Source organism: Paenibacillus polygoni (assembly GCF_030263935.1).
GTDB lineage: Bacteria > Bacillota > Bacilli > Paenibacillales > Paenibacillaceae > Paenibacillus > Paenibacillus polygoni.
The window spans coordinates 22,501-43,484 of sequence record NZ_CP127162.1; the positions used below are offsets into that span (position 1 = coordinate 22,501).

Here is a 20,984-nt window from a genome sequence, read left to right on the forward strand (position 1 = left end):
AGAGTGCGTAATAGCTCACTGGTCGAGTGACTCTGCGCCGAAAATGTAACGGGGCTAAACACACCACCGAAGCTATGGCTTGATGCTTTGCATCAGGGGTAGGGGAGCGTTGTATACCGGGTTGAAGGTAGACCGGAAGGACTGCTGGACTGTATACAAGTGAGAATGCCGGTATGAGTAACGAAAAGATCAGTGAGAATCTGATCCGCCGAAAACCTAAGGGTTCCTGAGGAAGGCTCGTCCGCTCAGGGTAAGTCGGGACCTAAGGCGAGGCCGAAAGGCGTAGTCGAAGGACAACAGGTCGAAATTCCTGTACCACCGTAAATCGTTACGAGCGATGGGGGGACGCAGTAGGGTAGTGACGCAGACTGATGGATGTCTGTCCAAGCAGTGAGGCTGATGTGTAGGCAAATCCGCACATCATAAGGCTGGGCTGTGATGGGGAGTGAAAATTACAGTAGCGAAGGTCATGATCTCAGACTGCCAAGAAAAGCCTCTAGCCAGATGAAGGTGCCCGTACCGTAAACCGACACAGGTAGGTGAGAAGAGAATTCTAAGGCGCGCGGAAGAACTCTCGTTAAGGAACTCGGCAAAATGACCCCGTAACTTCGGGAGAAGGGGTGCCCCGGTAGTGTGAATAGCACGAGGGGGCCGCAGTGAAAAGGCCCAAGCGACTGTTTAGCAAAAACACAGGTCTGTGCGAAGCCGCAAGGCGAAGTATACGGGCTGACGCCTGCCCGGTGCTGGAAGGTTAAGGGGAGTGGTTAGGGATCAGTCCCGAAGCTATGAACCGAAGCCCCAGTAAACGGCGGCCGTAACTATAACGGTCCTAAGGTAGCGAAATTCCTTGTCAGGTAAATTCTGACCCGCACGAATGGCGTAACGACTTGGGCGCTGTCTCAACGAGAGATCCGGTGAAATTTTAATACCTGTGAAGATGCAGGTTACCCGCGACAAGACGGAAAGACCCCATGGAGCTTTACTGCAGCTTGATATTGGATTTGGGTACGATCTGTACAGGATAGGTGGGAGCCTAGGAAGCATGAGCGCCAGCTTGTGTGGAGGCAACGTTGGGATACCACCCTGATCGTATCTAGGTTCTAACTTGGTACCGTGATCCGGTGCGAGGACAGTGTCAGGTGGGCAGTTTGACTGGGGCGGTCGCCTCCTAAAGAGTAACGGAGGCGCCCAAAGGTTCCCTCAGAATGGTTGGAAATCATTCGCAGAGTGTAAAGGCACAAGGGAGCTTGACTGCGAGACCTACAAGTCGAGCAGGGACGAAAGTCGGGCTTAGTGATCCGGTGGTACCGCATGGAAGGGCCATCGCTCAACGGATAAAAGCTACCCTGGGGATAACAGGCTTATCTCCCCCAAGAGTCCACATCGACGGGGAGGTTTGGCACCTCGATGTCGGCTCATCGCATCCTGGGGCTGAAGTAGGTCCCAAGGGTTGGGCTGTTCGCCCATTAAAGCGGTACGCGAGCTGGGTTCAGAACGTCGTGAGACAGTTCGGTCCCTATCTGTCGTGGGCGTAGGAAATTTGAGAGGAGCTGTCCTTAGTACGAGAGGACCGGGATGGACATACCGCTGGTGTACCAGTTGTTCCGCCAGGAGCATCGCTGGGTAGCTATGTATGGAAGGGATAAGCGCTGAAAGCATCTAAGCGCGAAGCCCACCTCAAGATGAGATTTCCCAATGAGTAAGACCCCTTGAAGACGACGAGGTAGATAGGCTGGGGGTGGAAGTGCAGCAATGCATGGAGCTGACCAGTACTAATCGGTCGAGGGCTTATCCTACAACATAAAATTGCAAAGATTGTTTCGTATCTAGTTTTCAGGGAGCAAATCCTTGAATACCGCATTTGTAAAAATGCACGTTTGGTGGCGATAGCGGAGGGGTTCCACACGTACCCATCCCGAACACGACCGTTAAGCCCTCCAGCGCCGATGGTACTTGGACCGCAGGGTCCTGGGAGAGTAGGACGTCGCCAAGCAAAGAACCACTGTCGATCAATCGATGGTGGTTTTTATTTTTTTTAAAAAGACTGTATTGAAAGAAGGTAGTAACATTTTTGTTACGGATTTACCCTTTTAAAAAGTTATAATAACTACGGGTTATAAAATAAAAGGGGTGGTATCATTTTTGCAACAAAGGGAGAATATAGGCTGCGATACAAAAAACTATGTCTCTATTGTCTGCTGTGCCTGAGTTTGTTGATGACAATGGGATGCAGCCAGAAAACTTCTTGGGAGTCATATGAAGAAGCAGCTAATGTTAAAGGTTTTCCTGTCCCAGAAGAAGCTAATCGAATGGATCGTGCAACGACTAATCCGGAAATGGATTACATACAATATTCGCTACCAGGCGTGAATAAGAACGATCAATTACCGGATGAATATATAAATGAAATTATAGAGTGGGGTTGGACTGAGGACGTAGCTAGTGAACAATCTGATACATCTGATCCAGCACCGCGTATTTTTGTGAAAGACACAACTAGAGTACATTTATCTTTGCATAATGGTTATTTAACCGTTCTTGTGCCTACACAAGATGCTTCACTAATTAAACCCAAAATCGTAGATACCAATAATTAAGACCTTTCGATTAGGAAAGGTCTTTTTTTATTTATTCATTAGCTTTAATAAGTTCAATAAGCTGATCAAATTCATTAAATTTATTAAATTTATTAAATTCATTATGCAACTATACTATTAGGTGTTAAATGTATCTTATTAGCTATAATATATTTTTACTAGGGGTGTGGTAAGTTACCACGAAGCCCCTACTGTATGTAGTATGAGATATCCTGATTTGTTACTTTTATAAGACCGTCTTTTCTTTCACGGATTAACCAGGTTATGCAGTAGAGCCTAGGGAGTAGCAACCAAAAGTGCCAGAATAATAAGTTAATGGAGAAAGCAATTGGGGCAGCTATGATAAAGATGAAGATGAGGATCAGGCTGATCCAAGTGATATGCAGGTGTATTTTTGAAAAAAAACGATAATTGACATACTGTTCTGGAATCATTCCCACCCAGGGCAGTTGCCAGGTGAACCTCCACTTCTGTAAGTATCTTTTACTGAGGAGAAGGGCGGAGCGGGAAATAACGAAATGAGTCCAAACGATTGTAATGAATGATAATACATAGCAAAGTACTCCGAACCATGTGAAGAAGAGAAGACTAATGAATAGCATAATGATGGCCAAGCTTACATAACTCCAAATGACTGGGCGCGATATGTAGTTTTTGCGTAGAAGACGATAATGATAGTATGTAGCTTCTTCTCCGATGACTTCGGGCATTCTAATAAATCCTCCCTTACCTATGAACTGATTGACTACATTTATTGTCTAAGCCACTTTTGAAACCTCTTTCATATATTGTATATCGGATAATGATATGGATAAATTTAAATGTTGTAAAGAAATAGGTACAGACACCCATTCGATATAGGATGAATAGCATAACCTATGATAAAGAAATGGTGTTTGACTATGAAAAGGTTTAAAATAGTAGAAACTGTACCATACTAATAGGAAAAGAAATAAAGGTGGGATAGTTATGGAGGCACAGCAAGTTCAGCCTAAACACAAATGTATTGTCTGTGAGCAGTCTAAAGAAGAAGGTATTTTTATTGTTTCTGAATTTATTTGTACAGATTGCGAGACCGAAATCGTGCACACAGACGCTCAAGATGCAAAATATCCTTTTTTTATTCATCAACTCAAGCAAATTTGGTTACAACAAAATAATGCATAATATATAATGCTCTTCTCTTTCAACTTTTAGAAAAGGCCTGGAAAGGCCTTTTTTATATTTCTGGCTCTGCACTATATATTTCTGGCTCTGTATTATATATTTCTAGCTAGGTATTATATATTTCTATTTCATTTATTAATTTTTTCATCTATCCTCGATGTTATTTTAATTGGAATACAATACAATATAGTTGTATCTATGAAAAGATCGGAAGGAATAAAGAAATGGACAATCACCAATTAAACAAAGATAAAGCTCCCTTGTACGAAGCTTTGGTTCAATATAAAAATTCAAAGAAACATACATACCATGTACCTGGTCATAAAAATGGACAGGTCTATTCATCTGTTGCACAGGATACATTGCTTCAAGAAGTAATGAAAATAGACGCTACAGAGATTACAGGCCTTGATGATCTGCATCATCCAGAATCGGTAATCATGGAGGCACAGCAGTTAGCAGCCGACTGTTTTGGTGCAGAGGAAAGCTTCTTTCTGGTAGGAGGAAGCACCTCAGGTAATATTGCGCTGCTTCTTACGGTATGCACTGAACCAGGGGATCTTATACTAGTACAGCGTAATGTTCATAAATCAGTAATCCATGGTCTTATGCTTGCTGGTGCACATGCAGTTTTTCTAGCTCCACAGGTAGACCCATCAAGCGGCCTTGCTACAGCACCAGCAAAATCAACGATTGAGGAAGCACTGCAGGCTTATCCGAATGCTAAAGGTGTTTTTATTACCATGCCTAATTATTATGGGATGGGATTTGATCTATCTGGTATTGCAGCAACTTGCCATAAGGCAGGTGTACCGCTTCTTGTAGATGAAGCACACGGTGCGCATTATGGACAGCATCCTGCGCTGCCTGTGTCTGCCTTAACCGCAGGAGCCGATGGAGTGGTGCAATCCACTCATAAGATGCTGTCAGCCATGACAATGGGTGCTATGCTTCATGTACAGGGGAACCTGCTGGATCGTGAGCTGCTAAAGCAGCGTTTGTCTATGATTCAGAGTTCGAGTCCGTCCTATCCCATTATGGCCTCTCTTGATCTTGCGCGCTTACATCTGCATAAGCATGGTGAGAAGGTCTTCTCTACTGGCCTTGCAGCTGTACACATGGTAGGAAAGGGAATCGAAGACTTACCCCGTTTTGGTTTATTGGATACTTTGAGAGAATCGGAGGCTTATACGGTTCAGGATCCTTTTAAACTCGTCATATATGATAAAAAGAAGCTGTTATCAGGATATGAATTGCAGGGTAAGCTCGAAGAGCAGGGCTGTGTCCCTGAAATGAGTGACGACACTTACGTTGTCCTTCTTTTTAGTCTAGGCTCCTCAGAGGAGGATGCTAGGCACCTTTTAAAGGCCTTAGTGCATATATCATTAGAAGAGGGCCCTAAAGAAATAAAACAACATCATAATTTAGAGAGCACAGCTACACATCATGTTTCCACGTGGAACATTTTGCATTCTTCTGTCTATTCTTGTCCTGTTCCTTTTCATTTAGGTAAAATAAAGAAAGAGCAAAAAGAAAAAGTTAGTATTACAAAAGCATCTAACCGAATTAGTGCAGAGATGGTTATTCCCTATCCTCCGGGTATACCTATATTGTATCCAGGAGAAATAATTAGTGAGAACATGAGAAATCATCTGATAAAACTACGGGATTCAGGAGCAAAAATTCAAGGTACTGCAGATTCGAGTTTGGAAACGATATGGGTTATGGTAGAAAAGTAATCTACTATCCGTATTCAAGAGCGAGTTCACGTTAGTAGAAATGAATGTGTCGATTTAATCAAACGTATTGTTATGAATGGTTCTCAACCATCTATAAACTAATAAATTAACGTACTCATTGCTAAAAAATAAAGCCTAGGGGAGAGAAACATTGTCTAAAGGAATATTTATCACGCTTGAGGGTGGCGAAGGATCAGGTAAAACTACCATGATTTCACGTTTATCAAATTATTTAGAAGAACGAAACATTGCTTATCTAGTAACTCGGGAGCCCGGAGGTATTGAAATAGCCGAAAAAATCAGGTCTATTATTCTAGATCCGGAACATACAGCGATGGATGCGAGAACCGAAGCACTTCTGTATGCAGCAGCACGTAGACAACATCTTGTCGAAAAGGTAATTCCCGCACTTGAGAAAGGGCTTATTGTTTTATGTGATCGGTTTGTCGATAGCAGCCTGGCATATCAAGGGTACGCAAGAGGAATTGGTGTAGAGGAAATCCGTTCAATTAATCTTTTTGCGACGGAAGATATTACGCCGGATGTTACGATTTACTTTGATGTTGACCCAGAGATTGGACTTGCAAGAATAGCAGCCAATCAAAATAGAGAAGTGAATCGTTTAGATTTGGAAAATCGTTTATTTCACGATAAGGTGAGAGAAGGTTATCTCAAATTGGTAGAAAATGAGCCGGGGAGAATAAAAATGATAGATGCTTCGTTGTCACCTGATGAAGTATTTTGTAGTTTAATTGCAAACATTGATTGCGTATTAAAGGATATTTAGGGGTATATGTCTAATAAAGACTTAAACAGAGCAAGTTTGGACTCTGGCAGTAAGGAAGGCTGTTCAAGTCGTGGAGAATAGATTTGATCTGAACAGATGAATTACATTATGGGTATTATGAATTTCTACTTAGGAGGCGTTTTTCGATGAAACTTATCGTAGCCATTATTCAAGATAAAGATAGTAACCGTCTTTCCAGCGGACTCGTGAAAGCAAACTTTCGTGCAACGAAACTTGCGAGTACAGGTGGTTTTCTAAAAGCGGGAAATACCACATTTATGATCGGGGTAGACGATGGTCAGGTAGAAGCCGTGATGAATGTAATTCGCAGCAGCTGTAAAGTAAGAGAACAACTTGTAACCCCTGTGACACCGATGAGTGGAACAACGGATTCATATTTGCCTCTGCCGGTGGAAGTACAAGTGGGCGGAGCAACCGTATTCGTATTACCAGTCGATCGTTTTGAACATTTCTAATAGAAGGAATAAACACCCTAAGTTTGTTTTAAGAAGAAAGCAGGGATACGTGTGAAAATCAACCCAGGATTTCGGCCGCTGCAGAATGGAATAAGTCCCTCTGATTCAGGTGCAAGACCTGTACAGAATAAGGAATTTACCAGCATGATGCAGCAACAGGGAGAGAGAGCATCGAATGAAGAGCTAACTCGCCGATTGAACGAAATTCAACTTCAGGGGGACCGGCTTGCACGTTCCATGACGATTCGTGAGTTAAAAGCGTATAAGCAACTCGTTAAGCGATTTTTAGAGGATACGGTAAGACAAGGCGTAAGCACGAAGGAATCTAGAGGTTGGGATCGTAGAGGACGCGGGAAACGTTATCTGCTTTTAGATGAGGTAGATGAGGTTTTGCTCAAAATGGCTGAAGAGATGCTTCAAACAGAACAAGGAAAGATGGAACTCCTTCAAAAAATAGGCGAGATTCGCGGAATGCTTATTAATCTCAGCTTTTAGATAAATGTGGAGAAAGACAAGTGAACTCTAACTTGTCTTTTTTTATATACAACGCTTCTTATAAAATGGTAATTAATTTTATTATCATCCTAAAATTTATATTACCAGCGAACATGATATAATAGATAAAGATGATGATTTGTAATTCTTTTTAGGAAGAATTCAGTTATATAGGATTGTCATACAAACATAATTCATGCGGCAATACAGCATGGGGAGGATCATCTCATGTCTTTTCGTGATATTATGGGCCAGGAAACAGCAAAACAAATGCTGCAAAGCGGACTTCGGCAGCAATCAACTAGTCATGCCTACTTATTCAGTGGTCCTTCGGGCAGCGGGCAGCGACAAATGGCTACTGCATTAGCCCAAGCGATCTATTGTACTCGTCAGGAGGATGATGCGTGCGGGGAGTGTCTGGAATGTCGTAAGGTGGAACACGGGAACCATCCGGATCTACACTATATAGAGCCTGAAGGGGCCAGCCTTAAGATTGATCAGATTCGTGAGCTGCAGAAAATTTTCAATTACCGGTCCGAGAACAACAATCGTAAAATTTACATTATAGATCAGGCAGATAAGATGACGACACAGGCTGCGAACAGCTTGCTAAAGTTTCTTGAAGAACCACAGGTACCCGCTGTAGGGATCTTAATAACAAGTAACAAAGGGGCTATGCTTCCAACGATTCTATCCAGGACTCAGGAGGTCCCCTTTAAAGCGCTTAGTCCGGAGCGAATTGAAGAGGTCTTTGTGAAAGAAGGATATTCACCTGCACTTGTGAGAACTGCCGCATTTTTAACCTCTGGGTTGGAATCATGCAAGAGTCTGCTTGACCAGAATTGGTTTGCAGAAATTAGAAATGTAATGTTACAATTAGGAGGAGAGTCACTGACGAGAGGCAGTATGTCGCTAGTTTCTGCACAACAGAAACTTTTTAAGACAGGACTTTCCGAACATCTTGAACTGATGTTTGATATGTTCCATTTGTGGTTCAAGGACATGCTTTATGTAACTTACGGCAAGCAAGAGAACGTTATTTTTATAGATCAACTTAGTTCCATTTCTACGATAGCAAGAAGTCGTTCGACAGAGCAGTGGGTATCTTATATGGATCTGGCTGCAGAATGTAGGAAAAAATTGCGTTCGAATATGAATGGGCAACTATGTGTGGAGCAATTTTTGATTGGACTTGCATCGTAACTCTTTAAGAGGGTCTAGTCAGCAATAAATATATTGTTTTTTTATTCTTTACCCTAGCAATGTCTTAACATATTACGCTTTGATTGCGGTCTTTTTTTAAAGGCTTCAATAGAGGTTTTATTGTATACAAGGGGGTTAATTTTTTGTACAGTGTAGTCGGTGTCCGTTTCAAAAAAGCGGGCAAAATTTATTACTTTGATCCCCTCGATCTTCCTATTGAAAAGGATTCTAGCGTTATTGTAGAGACCGCTCGCGGGATTGAGTACGGCAAAGTAGTTATAGGTAAGAAGGAAGTCGGGGAATCTGACGTCGTATTGCCTCTCAAAAAGGTCATTCGTATCGCAGGTGAAGCGGATGCCAAAGTAGTGGAAGAGAATAAGCTCGCAGCAAAGGACGCGTTTGGAACCTGTTTAAATAAAATCAGAGACCATGGCCTCAAAATGAAGCTGGTTGATGTGGAATTTACCTTTGATCGCAATAAAATCATATTTTACTTTACGGCAGAAGGCCGTGTGGATTTTAGAGAACTGGTAAAAGATTTGGCAAGTATTTTCCGTACTCGCATTGAACTGCGCCAGATTGGTGTGCGTGATGAGGCGAAAATGCTTGGAGGAATAGGTCCTTGTGGACGAGTACTATGTTGTTCCTCTTGGCTGGGGGATTTTGAACCCGTATCGATCAAAATGGCGAAGGATCAGAGCCTCTCGCTCAATCCAACCAAAATTTCAGGACTTTGTGGAAGACTTATGTGTTGTTTAAAATTTGAGCATGATAACTATGAGAGTGTTAAAGAGGAGATGCCAGCCGTAGGAAAACTTGTGGTTACCTCACTTGGTGAAGGTAAGGTTGTTGGAATACATGCAGGTAATCGAACCATTCATGTTCAGTTGTTTGAGATAAATAAAGTGAAAGAACTTTCAATGGATGACGTTGTCATCAAGTAAACCATTATGTTTGCTTTCGGGGTGGGATTTTGGAGAAGAAAACAGTTTTTGCGCACATTCTTGAAATGGAAACACAAATGGGACAAATGAGCAGTGATCTGGGAGAGCTGAAAATGATCGTTAAGGAATTGCTCGAAGAGAATCAGCGTATCACACTAGAGAACGAGCAACTTCGTAAGGTGTTAAAACGTGGGGCTTCTGCCGAAAAGGCAGCTCCTACACCCAAGACTCCACTACCTCAGACTCATGTCCTTGAGCCAGAAGAAGATGTCGTTGGTGAAGGTCATGACAACTTGGCTCGACTGTATTATGAAGGTTTTCATATTTGTAATGTCTATTATGGTCATTTACGAACGGAAGGCGATTGTCTGTTCTGTCTATCATTTTTGAATAAGTAATGAGCCGTAGGGGTTCCCTACGGTTTTTTTTTAGGGATCAGGAACGATATTAAGAGTAAGGCAGGGAAGAGATAATAATGAAAAGAAACGAAGTTGTTCTACATCCCTCTGAACGATTAGATGATCTACTTACGCATGATCTACAGATCATTCAGAGCGATGAGGTTTTTAGTTTTTCTATGGATGCCGTCCTCTTAGCAAGGTTTGCAGGGATTCCGAAGAGAGGAAAAATTCTAGATATATGTACGGGTAACGGTGTGATTCCCATTCTGTTAACCACTCGAACAAAGGCTTCAATTGATGCCGTAGAAATTCAGCCCAGATTAGCAGAGATGGCAAGGCGAAGTGTGCAATTAAATCAGCTGGATGAGCAGATCCAAATTTACGAGGGGGATGTGCGGAATTTTGCGGATCAGATTGGATATGGAAAGTATGATGCAATCACAGTGAATCCACCTTATATGCCGCTCAATGGAAGTGACATTAAGCTGAGTATACACCAAGCTACAGCGAGGCATGAACTAAATGGAACACTCGAAGATATCATAAAAGCTTGCATGCACCTTGTGCGCACAGGCGGCAAAGTTTCTATGGTTCATAAACCACAGCGTATCGGTGAAATTATTACACTTATGCGGAAATACCGTTTGGAGCCCAAACGTATTCGTATGGTTCACCCTAGGATGGATAAAGAGGCGAATATGGTGCTAATCGAAGCTTTACGTGATGGAAAACCGGATGTAAGAATGCTCCCGCCTCTAATTGTCTATAACGAAGAGGGACAATACTGTGAGGAGATTATGAACATCTATTATGGTGAGCACAATCTAGAGGAGGAGAATAAATGAGATTTCAGGTACAAAAAAGCTTTGATAGTCAGATACAGACAGGCACACTCTATTTAGTTGCTACACCGATAGGTAATTTAAATGATATGACTTATCGTGCGGTTCAAACATTGAAAGAGTGCGACATTATAGCAGCAGAGGACACAAGGATGACAAGGAAATTACTTAGTCATTTTGAGATTAGTCCAGAGCTTTTATTTAGTTATCATGAACATAATAAGGCTGCAAGTGGTCCGGAGCTGATACGTTATATAATAGAAGGAAAAAATTTGGCGCTTGTTAGTGATGCCGGAATGCCGGCTATTTCGGACCCTGGTTCTGATCTCGTTGCGCTGGCGATTGAAGCAGGTATTCCCGTTGTTACTGTACCAGGTGCTAATGCAGCTTTATCCGCTCTTATTGCATCAGGTTTACCTACAGAAAGGTTTACGTTCATTGGCTTCTTACCGCGTGACAAAAAAGATATGCAAAAGGTTCTAGAAACAGTAGGCTACTCCCAAGGGACATTAATCTTCTATGAATCTCCGCACCGCGTACTGAAAACATTAACCATATTACTTGAGAGTTATGGCAATCGAAACGTCGTTCTTGCTAGAGAATTGACTAAGCGACATGAGGAATATGTAAGGGGAAGCATTCAGGAATGTATAGAATGGCTTGAGGAAAATCCACCGATAGGAGAGTACTGTGTCATTGTGGAAGGGATGAGTGCTGAGGAAGAACATACGCTGCAAAATGAATGGTGGCAAAACCTAAAGTTAGATCAGCATGTAGAGCATTATGAGAACGAAGGATTATCCCGGAAGGATGCCATGAAAAAGACAGCGTCTGATCGTGGATTATCAAAAAGAGATATCTACAATGCTTTATTAAAAGAAGAATAAATGAGCTTTCAGATATCAAAAAATGCCTTCACCGGTTACATAGTGACCGAGGAAGGCATTAAGAATTATAAAAAGGTTAGAGATAACCGTAGTTAAGACTAAAATCAAAAAAAGAAAAGCACTATATATAAAATAGAGATATCTATAATTTAATTTAAAATGATAGCTTTTCTATAGCATCTTTTATAACCAATATTCTTTAATTTGTCACAGGTGCTGGGATTTCAGAAATACATTCGTGACAAACAATTTTTCCTTTGAAGTAAGTTACGTTCTCAGCATTACCACAGAAGATACAAGCAGGCTCATATTTCTTAAGCATGATGCGCTCTCCGTCAACATAGATTTCCAGAGCGTCTTTTTCTCCGATGCCTAGTGTACGACGCAGCTCGATAGGAATAACCACCCGTCCTAGTTCATCAACTTTTCTTACAATACCTGTAGATTTCATCATTAATTTGTTGCTCCTCTCGCCATCACTTATAATTGCATTATTCGACATTATTTTATCTTTTATGCTAATCATCATACCAACCATTCCCAAATCAGTCAACATTAAAAATGACTTATTAGATTAATATTTAATGAACATCTATGAAAAGGACTGGTTTATCTATGATTTTCACTGTCGCTTTTATTATTATAACGCTTGTCGATTTGGAAATCAAAACTACAGCCTAATTCGACACAAATTGTCGTAAAATGTCGAAAAAAATAATAAATAGTTGACTATAAGTCGAAATTATTGTAAGGATTGCGCGCAATTGAATTTTAATTCATTATCTTGAGGAGGATTGAGACATATGCAACTAAAACTAACTGAAGAAAAGGTTTTTAAAGATCCAGTTCATAATTATGTGCATGTTAAAGATCCGATTATCTGGCAGCTAATCAACACCCCTGAATTTCAACGACTTCGTCGAATTAGACAGCTGGGGACTTCCTATCTGACTTTTCATGGAGCTGAACATAGCCGTTTCTCCCACTCGCTAGGTGTTTATGAAATTACGAGAAAAATCATTTCTCAATTTGAGCGAAGTGGTTATACAGATTGGCCGACAGAAGAGAAACTTGTCGCACTTTGTGCGGCTCTGCTGCATGATGTGGGTCATGGACCTTTTTCACATTCAATAGAAGAAGCATTTGATATGAACCATGAAGAGTGGACATGTAAAATTATTATGGGAGATACGGAGATTGGGGCGATTCTAAGAACGGTTGCACCTGATTTTCCAGAGAAGATAGCTTCTGTCATTGAAAAGACCTACGATAAACCCATTGTAGTAAACCTTGTCTCGAGTCCACTTGATGCAGATCGTATGGATTATTTATTACGAGATGCTTATTACACGGGGGTAAACTACGGCACGATTGACCTTGATCGAATCTTAAGAATGCTGCGCCCATACCATGGCAGGGTTGTCGTAAAGGATTCAGGAATGCATGCGGTAGAAGATTATCTTATGGCGCGTTATCAAATGTATTGGCAAGTTTATTTTCATCCTGTAACCCGCAGTTCAGAAATTATTCTTCGTCAAATTTTTAGAAGAGCAAAAGAACTGGTTCAAAGCGAATATTCATTCGGTTTTATGTTACCCTCACTCCTTTCCCTCATTAAAGGGAATATTACGGTACAAGAATATCTTCGTATTGATGAGTCTATTATACAAACTGCATTTAACCAGTGGACTGAAGAGAAGGATGAATTACTACGAGATTTATGTACGCGATTTTTAGATCGGAAACTGTATAAATATGTAGAAGTGGATCTTATGTCAGCTGACGAAATTACGGAAATCACACAGGCTTTTAAAGACGCGGGCCTTAATCCAGGATATGACCTGGAAATTGATTTTCCATCTGATCTGCCGTATGATGTGTTTCGTCCGGATGATGAGGATAGCCAAAAGCAAATTATTATCATAGACAAACAGGAACGGCTGCGCGATATCTCAGAAGTATCGGAAATTGTTCGTTCCATCAGCGGCATTCAGCGCGGCAAGTATCATTTATATTTTCCAGAAGAAAAAGTGAGGAAAGTTCTTGATCAACTTCCACCTCAGATCGCAAAAATATTTTCCTAAACATGAATGTATTTTTAGAATAGATACTTTTTATTATGAGCAAGAGAGGAGCACAAAACGATGTTATTTGACACACATACACATTTAGATGCAGCGGAGTTTGACAATGATCGAGAAGAAGTGATCCAGCGTGCTCTCGATGCAGGAGTAACTCGGATGGTGAATATCGGTTTTAACCGCGAAACGATACCAACAACCATGGAACTTGTCGAAAAGTACGATTTCATCTATGGAGCTGTTGGCTGGCATCCGGTTGATGCCATTACAATGAAGGATGGAGACCTAGAGTGGATCGCTTCTTTGTGTGAGCATGAGAAAGTGGTAGCAATCGGGGAGATTGGACTAGACTATCACTGGGACACATCTCCAAAAGAAGTTCAACATACAGTTTTACGTCGTCAAATTGGACTTGCTAGAGAAATTAAGATGCCGATTATTATTCATAATCGAGATGCTCATGAGGATATCGTAAAAATTTTGCGAGAAGAAAAAGCCCATGAGGTCGGCGGTATTATGCATTCTTTTTCAGGAAGCTGGGAAACGGCACAAATGTGTCTTGATATGGGTTTCCATCTTTCATTTGGGGGACCTATCACGTTCAAGAATGCCAAACAGCCAAAAGAGGTACTTGCCAAAGTTCCGATGGATCGATTATTGATTGAGACAGACTCTCCCTACCTGACTCCGCATCCCTATCGCGGAAAGCGAAATGAAACAGGACATGTTGCACTTGTGGCAGAAGCAGCAGCAGCTCTAAAAGGGGTATCTGTTGAGGAAATCGGGGAGATTACGACCCGAAATGCACTGGAACTATTTGGAATATAATTCATATTTGGAGAAAAACAGATGAAATAGTGAGTAAATAAGAGCGATTCACCTTTTTGGAAGGATTTTTACCTGTTTATTACAAAGTTTTAACCATTTATTTAGAAAAACGTACTTGAATACCGCTTTACAACATGCATACAAACAGGATATCATCGTTTCAGTGAAATGTTGAAATATTCACTGCGTGTGTTATTCTCGCTGAATTCTTCGAAAATAGAAGAACGGGGGAACCAATAAGGTGGTCTTACAAGCGTTTAGCTTTCTAATTTAGACCATCCTATTTGATTTCAATTTGAGTCTTGGGGTGAAGGAAAAGGCACTAGCCATGAGCTAATGACCTGATCCAGGGCGACTCTTGCGTCCCAATCCGACAGCTAACTCCGTAAGCGTATAAAGAGGTAAACTCGCGTATGATGTTTCCGGTTATTTTTATGATCCTATCCGGAAGCCATGAGAGAGCTCCTCATAAACTCTCTACTGGCTTTTTGTTTTAGGAGAATAAAAGTTACAACCTCGTCATACTGTTGGTTAACAGGAGGAAACATCATGCCGCGAAGAGTGGCACATGGTGCAGAAACAGAAGCAATCTGATTCTGTATACAAATGTTATAGTCGCGTCAAAATACAATCATGCATTACTCTTGACGGCGGGACTACGAAGGAGGACGGAGTAAGTGGGAAATTTCCAACCAGAGGAGACCCATGAGTCACCATCATCCAGCAAGTCTTACGCGTTGCGATGGAAGCATGAGAATCTGCGTCAAATGATATTAGTCGCAATCTTCTCAATCGCACTGTTAGTTATGGTCTCTCTTATTGTTTACAGTCAGGGAGGTAAGGAAATTTCACTAGTCGTGGATGGAAAGGTCCAAACGCTGGAAACTCGTGAGGGTATGCTTAATGAAGTGCTGGATGAGCATGCAATAACAGTAAGCCCCCATGATGAGATTTCGATGCCGCTGAATGGAGCAATCCAAGATGGAGATCGAGTTACTATTAAACGAGCTGTTGCCGTAAACGTAACAGCAGATGGAAAAACGGAACAAATTTATACGACAAAGGATACAGTCCAGGAAGCGCTTCAAAATGAGGGCGTGAAGGTATCAGAAGATGATAAAGTATATCCTTCTGTGGACACTGCGGTGAAAGCAGATCTTAATATTAAAATTGTCCGGGTAACGAAACAAACGGCAAAACAAGAAGTTGCGATTCCTTATAAAGTAATCAAAACTGCTGACCCTAGCTTGTACAAAGGGGATAACCGCGTAATACAAAATGGGCAAGAAGGTGTGATGGTTCAAACCATCGAGAAAGTGTTCCAAGATGGGGAGCTTGTATCCAAGAAAATGACAGACAAGGCCGTATCGAAGAATCGTGTTGATAAAGTCATTGCAGTCGGGTCCAAGAAAAAGCCAGAGCCGAAACCTGAACCTAAGCCTGAGACACTTGTGGCAGCAGCTAGTACAACAAATGTAAGTAGCAAGTCTTTATCAGATAAAGTGAAGAAGGTATCTTCCTCTTCTTCAAGCAGTGATACAATAACGAAAGACGGCGTTTCTTTCAAAGCGAAAAAAGTACTTAATAATGTTTCTATGACTGCGTATTCTTCAGAAGAAGAAGGCATAGGAACAAAGACAGCATCCGGTACTCGTGTACAAGAAGGTCGCACAATTGCGGTTGATCCGAATGTGATACCACTTGGATGGTGGGTGTATATTGAAGGCGTCGGCTTCCGCCGTGCTGAAGATACCGGCGGTGCTATTAAAGGAAATAAAATAGATGTCTATTATGACAGTCTGGATCAAGCCTTAACTTTTGGCCGTAAAAAGGGAAAAACCGTGTATGTCATCGGTCCTGTGAAGCCGGAACTGAACTAAAATATAATTTACAATGCATCACTAATGCTATAGTATTAACAACATGATTCGGTGATGCTATATAAGGTGAACGGAAGTTTAGACCACAGGTCTATCGTTTGCCTCTTACATGCAGAAGAGGAAATTTTCCTCTTCTCTTTTTGTTTAGAAAGGAAGACAAGCGGTCATGATTAAAGAAATTATTGTCGTTGAAGGCAGAGATGATACTGTAGCAATTAAACGGGCTGTAGATGCAGATACCATTGAAACGGGAGGCTCTGCTATTAATGCTCAAATTTTGAGAAAAATCGAACTTGCCCAGCAGAGAAGGGGTGTAATTGTACTTACAGATCCTGATCATGCTGGAGAACGCATTCGTAAAATAATAGCGAATAAAATTCCCGGGGTAAGTCATGCTTTCATAAAAGAAAAAGATGCAACTCGTAAAGGCGATATTGGTGTTGAGAATGCTTCACCGGAAGCGATTCGTGAGGCATTATCTAGAGCTCATACAGCGTATGAGGCAGCTAAGCCGCTTATTGACTGGCAGGACTTGATCGAAGCAGGTCTTATTGTACATCCAGATGCTTCTGCTCGGCGTATGGAGCTTGGTAACATTTTGGGAATCGGTTATTGTAACGGAAAACAGCTATATAAAAGACTAACGATGTTTCAGATTAGTCGTGAAGAGTTTGTAAATGCACTTGAGCAAATTGAACAAAAAGGATTGTGAGAATGTGAAGAGTATGGATGAAATTGCAACACCTAGGCGGACAAAAGAGATTATTGCAAGACACGGATTTTCTTTTAAGAAAAGCTTGGGACAAAACTTTCTTATTGATCAGAACATCCTCCACAAAATTGTAGATGCTGCAAATTTGGATGAAAACAAAGGTGCGCTGGAGATAGGACCAGGTATCGGGGCACTGACTGAAAAACTGGCGCAGGCAGCTAAGAAAGTAACCGCAGTGGAAATTGATCAGCGCCTGATTCCGATTTTGCGAGAAGTACTCGAACCTTATCCTAATATATATTTACATCACGGAGATGTTCTTAAAACAGATTTACCTGCATTATTTAAAGAAAATTTTAGTGACATCGATCAAGTCAGTGTCGTGGCTAACCTTCCGTATTACGTGACAACCCCTATTCTGATGAAGCTGCTCGAAGAGAAGCTGCCGATCGATAATATTGTGGTTATGATTCAAAAAGAGGTAGCAGAGAGAATGGCTGCATCTCCAGGAACAAAAGATTACGGTACCCTGAGTATTGCTGTGCAATATTACAGTGAACCTGAGCTAGTGTGCATCGTACCGCATACGGTCTTTATACCTCAGCCTAATGTAGAGTCTGCTGTTATTCGATTGAAGGTAAGGGAGAAGCCTCCTGTTGAGGTAACAAGCGAAAAACACTTCTTTGAAGTGGTCCATGCTTCATTTGCACAGCGGCGGAAGACGATAGCAAACAACTTGAAAAGCCGTTTCTTTACAAAAGAAAATAAAGATGAATTAGAACCGCTTCTGATTAAGGCAGGTATTGAACCGACAAGACGCGGGGAAACGCTCAGTATTGAGGAGTATGCTCGTTTGAGTGCTGTTTTACTAGAAGCAGGTATAGGTACGGAATAAATTATAATTATGATCCAAGGATCTGAGAGTTCATATTTTTTATCACCTACGAACCAAAGCAGGGGGATGCCCATACCATAGGGTTAGAGGTGATAATGTTGATGAATGTAGGAGACTTGGTCATTCGGAAGTCGTACGGTGGTGACGTTACTTTCCGGGTAGAGGGCCTCCAGGAGGATAAAGCGGTGATTAAAGGAACCGAGTTTAGGCTTCTTGCCGATTCTCCCCTGGATGATCTGGTGAAAGTGCCATACGAACCAGAGACGAAAAAAACAAGGTTGGCTCACATAAAAGCCAATGAATCGTATTCGCTGCTTCAGCAGCATCGCAAGGAACAGGCGCAGCGTAATCAGGCAGGACTTATTGATGATTGGAACCATACAGCAGTAAAGGCGGAAACTCCCTCTTATTTTGAGATGCCAGGTAAGGTGCTACATTTGGATGGAGACCCTAATTACTTAAAGAAAAGCATGGCGCTTTACGAAAGGCTGCGTGTACCGGCTGAAGGACATTTTGTACATGAAGCCTCTATGGCAGATACTCTCTACCGCTTATTACCGCGTTCCCGTCCAGATATTGTTGTTATCACAGGACATGATGGTGTTTTGAAGAGTAGACAGCCGTACGATCTATATAACATCAATCATTATAAAAACTCAGCTAATTTCATTGCTGCTATCCAAGTAGCAAGACAATATGAGTGGCATCTTGATGCACTCACTATTGTGGCGGGGGCATGTCAGTCTCATTTTGAGGCGCTGATCCGTGCCGGTGCTAATTTTGCTAGTTCACCTAGCCGAGTGCTGATTCATGCTCTTGATCCGGTATACGTAGCGGCTAAGGCTGCTTTTACTTCTGTTAAAGATACAATGAATATGAATGATATCGTTCATCATACCATTACAGGAAGTGAAGGAATTGGCGGTCTTGAATCCAAAGGAAGTTACCGAATCGGGCTGCCTCCATTACAAGATTTATCGACTTTAAAAGTTACACCAGCTGCAATCTAAAGATCTGGAGTGAACCTTTTGAAGCTTTCTAGAGAACAGATTCCTTTAGAGGGATCTGTTTTTTTGTTTCGTATAACAACAGACTAACAAAACAATAAGGGATGTTTCATAAAAATGATTGGAATAAACGTAGATTCCGCTAAAAAATTCGTTGACAACATATTTTTGATACTGATATAATTATTTATTTAATTTGACATTACATATGAAACGTTGTATAATGGACAAGAGGAAAGAGGTGGTCGTTACACGATGGCTAAAAATACGCTATTGGATATTAAACGAAGTCTCGACGCTCACGTTGGTCAGAAGATCTTGCTTCGTGCGAACGGCGGACGCCGTAAGACAATTGAGCGGACCGGTGTACTCGAAGAAACGTACCCTTCTGTTTTTATTGTCAAGCTAGATCAAGAACAACAAACGTTTAAACGAGTGTCTTACAGTTACGCCGATATTTTAACTGAATCTGTACAAGTTTCAATTTTTGATCCTGAGCAGGTTGCAAGTGAAATATCGTATACCGAAGTGTAGGCATGATTTTTGTAAGGTGGTCTTATCCTGTTTAAGCAGGGTGAGGCCATTTTTTTGTATGAGGAGAGGTTTCATGGGAACGTCATGTCCTTATAGCCCGCTGTTATATCGTTGTTATATCTTACTAAGCGGTATAAAACTAGCAGTATAACCCTACGCTTGGCTTAGACCTTATTAAGCAGCAGGGAATGGCCATAAGTGTTAATGCATATTGTTTCTGTACTACAGAGATACTAAGGGTGCAGGAAATTATCAGTCCCCTTATAAGGAGGAACCATCATGAGCCGCAGAAGACGCAGTGTAATGTCAGAGGAACTTAAGAATGAGCTTGCAAAAGACTTGGGGTTTTATGATACTGTTCAGCAGGAAGGCTGGGGAGGCATCAAGGCCAAAGACGCAGGTAATATGGTAAAGCGGGCCATTCAGCTCGCTGAACAGGCTGCGAGAAAGTCCTAGAAGGAATATAGCATGAGACTCCCTGAAAGATGGGGGTCTTTTCTCTATATTTCATCCCTATCGTTTACTGAGCAGGCAGAAGTTATTCTAAGATCGACAGAATGACTTGACAGCGTCATTTTGATATAATATGTTAAGTTGTCTTGAGGGAAAAGCTAAGGGTGGGTGAACGCCTTGAAAATTTACGAAAAAGCTCCTGCAAAAATTAATTTAATGCTGGATGTATTACATAAAAGAAACGATGGGTATCATGAAGTTGAGATGATCATGACAATGGTCGATCTTGCTGACCGAATCGAGATGGCGGAAATGCCTCGCGATACCATCATGATTTCAAGCCAGGCGGGATATATCCCTCTTGATGAGAAGAATTTAGCCTTTCAGGCTGCCAGACTAGTAAAAGAGCGATATAACGTCAAGAAAGGCGTCTATATTCATTTAGATAAAAAAATCCCAGTTGCTGCAGGACTAGCAGGGGGAAGCAGTGATGCTGCTGCAACACTGCGAGGACTAAATAAACTCTGGGGTCTCGGTATTTCTGATGAAGAGCTTAGACTTCTAGGCGCAGAGCTTGGGTCTGATGTCCCTTTCTGTATAACAGGAGGAACCGCTCTTGCTACAGGAAGAGGAGAAAAACTCTCGATGATGCCAAATCCTCCTCAGTGCTGGGTTATCCTTGCGAAGCCGCCGATCAATGTATCAACGGCTGAGGTCTATGGACGTGTACGAAGCGACCGTATTACACATCATCCTTCGGCCAAAAGAATGGAAGAGGCTATTCGCAATCAGTCCTTCGCAGGGGTTTGCCAGGAACTTGGTAATGTTTTAGAAGATGTTACTTTAAAACTTCATCCTGAAGTAGGTCAATTGAAGGAGGCCATGCTGCGTCTTGGCGCCGATGGTGTATTGATGTCAGGCAGCGGACCTACCGTATTTGGACTAGTCTCCAAAGAATCGAAAGTACCGAGGATTTACAACGGGCTGCGTGGCTTCTGTAAAGAAGTTTATGCGGTAAGATTACTAACTTAGAATAATTTTTTCCAAATATAGTGC

The 20,984-nt window shown here is 41.7% G+C and carries 21 protein-coding genes, 2 rRNA genes and 1 riboswitch (1 of these 24 running past the window's edge); of the genes, 22 read left to right on the forward strand and 1 reads right to left on the reverse strand.

Going from position 1 to position 20,984, the window contains the following annotated elements; genetic code table 11:
• The 13 genes from QPK24_RS00075 to rsmI all read left to right on the forward strand — a co-directional run.
• A 23S ribosomal RNA gene (locus QPK24_RS00075) occupies nt 1–1,796 on the forward strand; it begins 1,135 nt to the left of the window's first position.
• A gap of 80 nt (nt 1,797–1,876) precedes the next feature.
• Nucleotides 1,877–1,993: ribosomal RNA gene (gene rrf, locus QPK24_RS00080) — 5S ribosomal RNA — on the forward strand.
• 223 nt (nt 1,994–2,216) lie between these two features.
• The gene (locus QPK24_RS00085) at nt 2,217–2,597 is read left to right on the forward strand and encodes a hypothetical protein (protein ID WP_285745258.1); all 381 of its coding nucleotides are present in this window, start codon (nt 2,217–2,219) and stop codon (nt 2,595–2,597) included.
• 969 nt (nt 2,598–3,566) lie between these two features.
• A complete protein-coding gene (locus QPK24_RS00090; RefSeq protein ID WP_160036698.1) occupies nt 3,567–3,764 on the forward strand; it encodes a sigma factor G inhibitor Gin in 198 nt (65 codons plus the stop codon).
• 224 nt (nt 3,765–3,988) lie between these two features.
• Entirely contained in the window at nt 3,989–5,503 is a 1,515-nt protein-coding gene (locus QPK24_RS00095; RefSeq protein ID WP_285745261.1) for an aminotransferase class I/II-fold pyridoxal phosphate-dependent enzyme, read from the forward strand.
• A gap of 151 nt (nt 5,504–5,654) precedes the next feature.
• Nucleotides 5,655–6,290 carry a dTMP kinase gene (gene tmk, locus QPK24_RS00100; protein ID WP_407082943.1) on the forward strand — a complete coding sequence of 212 codons (636 nt, stop codon included), beginning with the start codon at nt 5,655–5,657 and terminating at the stop codon, nt 6,288–6,290.
• Between the two features lie 146 nt (nt 6,291–6,436).
• The gene (locus tag QPK24_RS00105; RefSeq protein WP_160036695.1) at nt 6,437–6,766 is read left to right on the forward strand and encodes a cyclic-di-AMP receptor; all 330 of its coding nucleotides are present in this window, start codon (nt 6,437–6,439) and stop codon (nt 6,764–6,766) included.
• 51 nt (nt 6,767–6,817) lie between these two features.
• Complete coding sequence (locus tag QPK24_RS00110; RefSeq protein ID WP_285745263.1) at nt 6,818–7,261, forward strand: YaaR family protein; 444 nt, start codon at nt 6,818–6,820, stop codon at nt 7,259–7,261.
• Nucleotides 7,262–7,489: 228 nt separating this feature from the next.
• Entirely contained in the window at nt 7,490–8,464 is a 975-nt protein-coding gene (gene holB, locus QPK24_RS00115) for a DNA polymerase III subunit delta' (RefSeq protein WP_160036693.1), read from the forward strand.
• Between the two features lie 143 nt (nt 8,465–8,607).
• Entirely contained in the window at nt 8,608–9,408 is an 801-nt protein-coding gene (locus tag QPK24_RS00120; protein ID WP_160036692.1) for a PSP1 domain-containing protein, read from the forward strand.
• Nucleotides 9,409–9,437: 29 nt separating this feature from the next.
• Nucleotides 9,438–9,806 (forward strand): DNA replication initiation control protein YabA, encoded by a 369-nt coding sequence (gene yabA, locus QPK24_RS00125; protein WP_160036691.1) that lies wholly within the window; start codon nt 9,438–9,440, stop codon nt 9,804–9,806.
• 77 nt (nt 9,807–9,883) lie between these two features.
• Nucleotides 9,884–10,654, forward strand: coding sequence for a tRNA1(Val) (adenine(37)-N6)-methyltransferase (locus QPK24_RS00130; RefSeq protein WP_285745267.1), 771 nt, complete (start codon nt 9,884–9,886; stop codon nt 10,652–10,654).
• Nucleotides 10,651–11,538 (forward strand): 16S rRNA (cytidine(1402)-2'-O)-methyltransferase, encoded by an 888-nt coding sequence (gene rsmI, locus QPK24_RS00135; RefSeq protein ID WP_285745269.1) that lies wholly within the window; start codon nt 10,651–10,653, stop codon nt 11,536–11,538. Before QPK24_RS00130 ends, rsmI begins: the two co-directional genes overlap by 4 nt.
• Before the next feature lie 199 nt (nt 11,539–11,737).
• On the opposite strand, the gene QPK24_RS00140 is transcribed toward rsmI, so the two are convergent.
• Entirely contained in the window at nt 11,738–11,992 is a 255-nt protein-coding gene (locus tag QPK24_RS00140) for an AbrB/MazE/SpoVT family DNA-binding domain-containing protein (RefSeq protein WP_047914173.1), read from the reverse strand.
• A gap of 349 nt (nt 11,993–12,341) precedes the next feature.
• Here QPK24_RS00140 and QPK24_RS00145 point away from each other — a divergent pair, with 349 nt between their 5' ends.
• From QPK24_RS00145 to ispE, 9 genes are all read left to right on the forward strand, one after another.
• Nucleotides 12,342–13,622, forward strand: coding sequence for an HD domain-containing protein (locus QPK24_RS00145; protein WP_285745271.1), 1,281 nt, complete (start codon nt 12,342–12,344; stop codon nt 13,620–13,622).
• 60 nt (nt 13,623–13,682) lie between these two features.
• Nucleotides 13,683–14,447, forward strand: coding sequence for a TatD family hydrolase (locus QPK24_RS00150; protein ID WP_285745273.1), 765 nt, complete (start codon nt 13,683–13,685; stop codon nt 14,445–14,447).
• 189 nt (nt 14,448–14,636) lie between these two features.
• A riboswitch (cyclic di-AMP (ydaO/yuaA leader) is annotated at nt 14,637–14,853 on the forward strand.
• A gap of 271 nt (nt 14,854–15,124) precedes the next feature.
• Nucleotides 15,125–16,327 carry a resuscitation-promoting factor gene (locus QPK24_RS00155; RefSeq protein WP_285745275.1) on the forward strand — a complete coding sequence of 401 codons (1,203 nt, stop codon included), beginning with the start codon at nt 15,125–15,127 and terminating at the stop codon, nt 16,325–16,327.
• A 166-nt stretch (nt 16,328–16,493) separates the two neighbouring features.
• Nucleotides 16,494–17,039: a ribonuclease M5 gene (gene rnmV, locus QPK24_RS00160; RefSeq protein ID WP_285745277.1), complete on the forward strand. Its 546-nt coding sequence runs from the start codon at nt 16,494–16,496 to the stop codon at nt 17,037–17,039.
• 13 nt (nt 17,040–17,052) lie between these two features.
• Nucleotides 17,053–17,934 (forward strand): 16S rRNA (adenine(1518)-N(6)/adenine(1519)-N(6))-dimethyltransferase RsmA, encoded by an 882-nt coding sequence (rsmA, locus tag QPK24_RS00165; RefSeq protein WP_407082978.1) that lies wholly within the window; start codon nt 17,053–17,055, stop codon nt 17,932–17,934.
• Nucleotides 17,935–18,035: 101 nt separating this feature from the next.
• Entirely contained in the window at nt 18,036–18,944 is a 909-nt protein-coding gene (gene yabG / locus QPK24_RS00170; RefSeq protein WP_285745279.1) for a sporulation peptidase YabG, read from the forward strand.
• A 252-nt stretch (nt 18,945–19,196) separates the two neighbouring features.
• The gene (veg, locus tag QPK24_RS00175; protein WP_160036682.1) at nt 19,197–19,475 is read left to right on the forward strand and encodes a biofilm formation stimulator Veg; all 279 of its coding nucleotides are present in this window, start codon (nt 19,197–19,199) and stop codon (nt 19,473–19,475) included.
• 279 nt (nt 19,476–19,754) lie between these two features.
• A complete protein-coding gene (locus QPK24_RS00180; RefSeq protein WP_105406382.1) occupies nt 19,755–19,931 on the forward strand; it encodes a small, acid-soluble spore protein, alpha/beta type in 177 nt (58 codons plus the stop codon).
• 174 nt (nt 19,932–20,105) lie between these two features.
• Nucleotides 20,106–20,960: a 4-(cytidine 5'-diphospho)-2-C-methyl-D-erythritol kinase gene (ispE, locus tag QPK24_RS00185; RefSeq protein ID WP_213535542.1), complete on the forward strand. Its 855-nt coding sequence runs from the start codon at nt 20,106–20,108 to the stop codon at nt 20,958–20,960.
• Nucleotides 20,961–20,984 lie beyond the last annotated feature (24 nt).

Excerpts from the sequence above, each read along its gene's own strand:
- QPK24_RS00085 (WP_285745258.1), top strand. The coding sequence starts at position 2,217 with ATGACAATGGGATGCAGCCAGAAAACTTCTTGGGAGTCATATGAAGAA.
- QPK24_RS00090 (WP_160036698.1), top strand. The coding sequence starts at position 3,567 with ATGGAGGCACAGCAAGTTCAGCCTAAACACAAATGTATTGTCTGTGAG.
- QPK24_RS00095 (WP_285745261.1), top strand. The coding sequence starts at position 3,989 with ATGGACAATCACCAATTAAACAAAGATAAAGCTCCCTTGTACGAAGCT.
- QPK24_RS00105 (WP_160036695.1), top strand. The coding sequence starts at position 6,437 with ATGAAACTTATCGTAGCCATTATTCAAGATAAAGATAGTAACCGTCTT.
- holB (WP_160036693.1), top strand. The coding sequence starts at position 7,490 with ATGTCTTTTCGTGATATTATGGGCCAGGAAACAGCAAAACAAATGCTG.
- QPK24_RS00130 (WP_285745267.1), top strand. The coding sequence starts at position 9,884 with ATGAAAAGAAACGAAGTTGTTCTACATCCCTCTGAACGATTAGATGAT.
- rsmI (WP_285745269.1), top strand. The coding sequence starts at position 10,651 with ATGAGATTTCAGGTACAAAAAAGCTTTGATAGTCAGATACAGACAGGC.
- QPK24_RS00140 (WP_047914173.1), bottom strand. The coding sequence starts at position 11,992 with ATGATGAAATCTACAGGTATTGTAAGAAAAGTTGATGAACTAGGACGG.
- QPK24_RS00145 (WP_285745271.1), top strand. The coding sequence starts at position 12,342 with ATGCAACTAAAACTAACTGAAGAAAAGGTTTTTAAAGATCCAGTTCAT.
- QPK24_RS00150 (WP_285745273.1), top strand. The coding sequence starts at position 13,683 with ATGTTATTTGACACACATACACATTTAGATGCAGCGGAGTTTGACAAT.
- rnmV (WP_285745277.1), top strand. The coding sequence starts at position 16,494 with ATGATTAAAGAAATTATTGTCGTTGAAGGCAGAGATGATACTGTAGCA.
- rsmA (WP_407082978.1), top strand. The coding sequence starts at position 17,053 with ATGGATGAAATTGCAACACCTAGGCGGACAAAAGAGATTATTGCAAGA.
- yabG (WP_285745279.1), top strand. The coding sequence starts at position 18,036 with ATGAATGTAGGAGACTTGGTCATTCGGAAGTCGTACGGTGGTGACGTT.
- veg (WP_160036682.1), top strand. The coding sequence starts at position 19,197 with ATGGCTAAAAATACGCTATTGGATATTAAACGAAGTCTCGACGCTCAC.
- QPK24_RS00180 (WP_105406382.1), top strand. The coding sequence starts at position 19,755 with ATGAGCCGCAGAAGACGCAGTGTAATGTCAGAGGAACTTAAGAATGAG.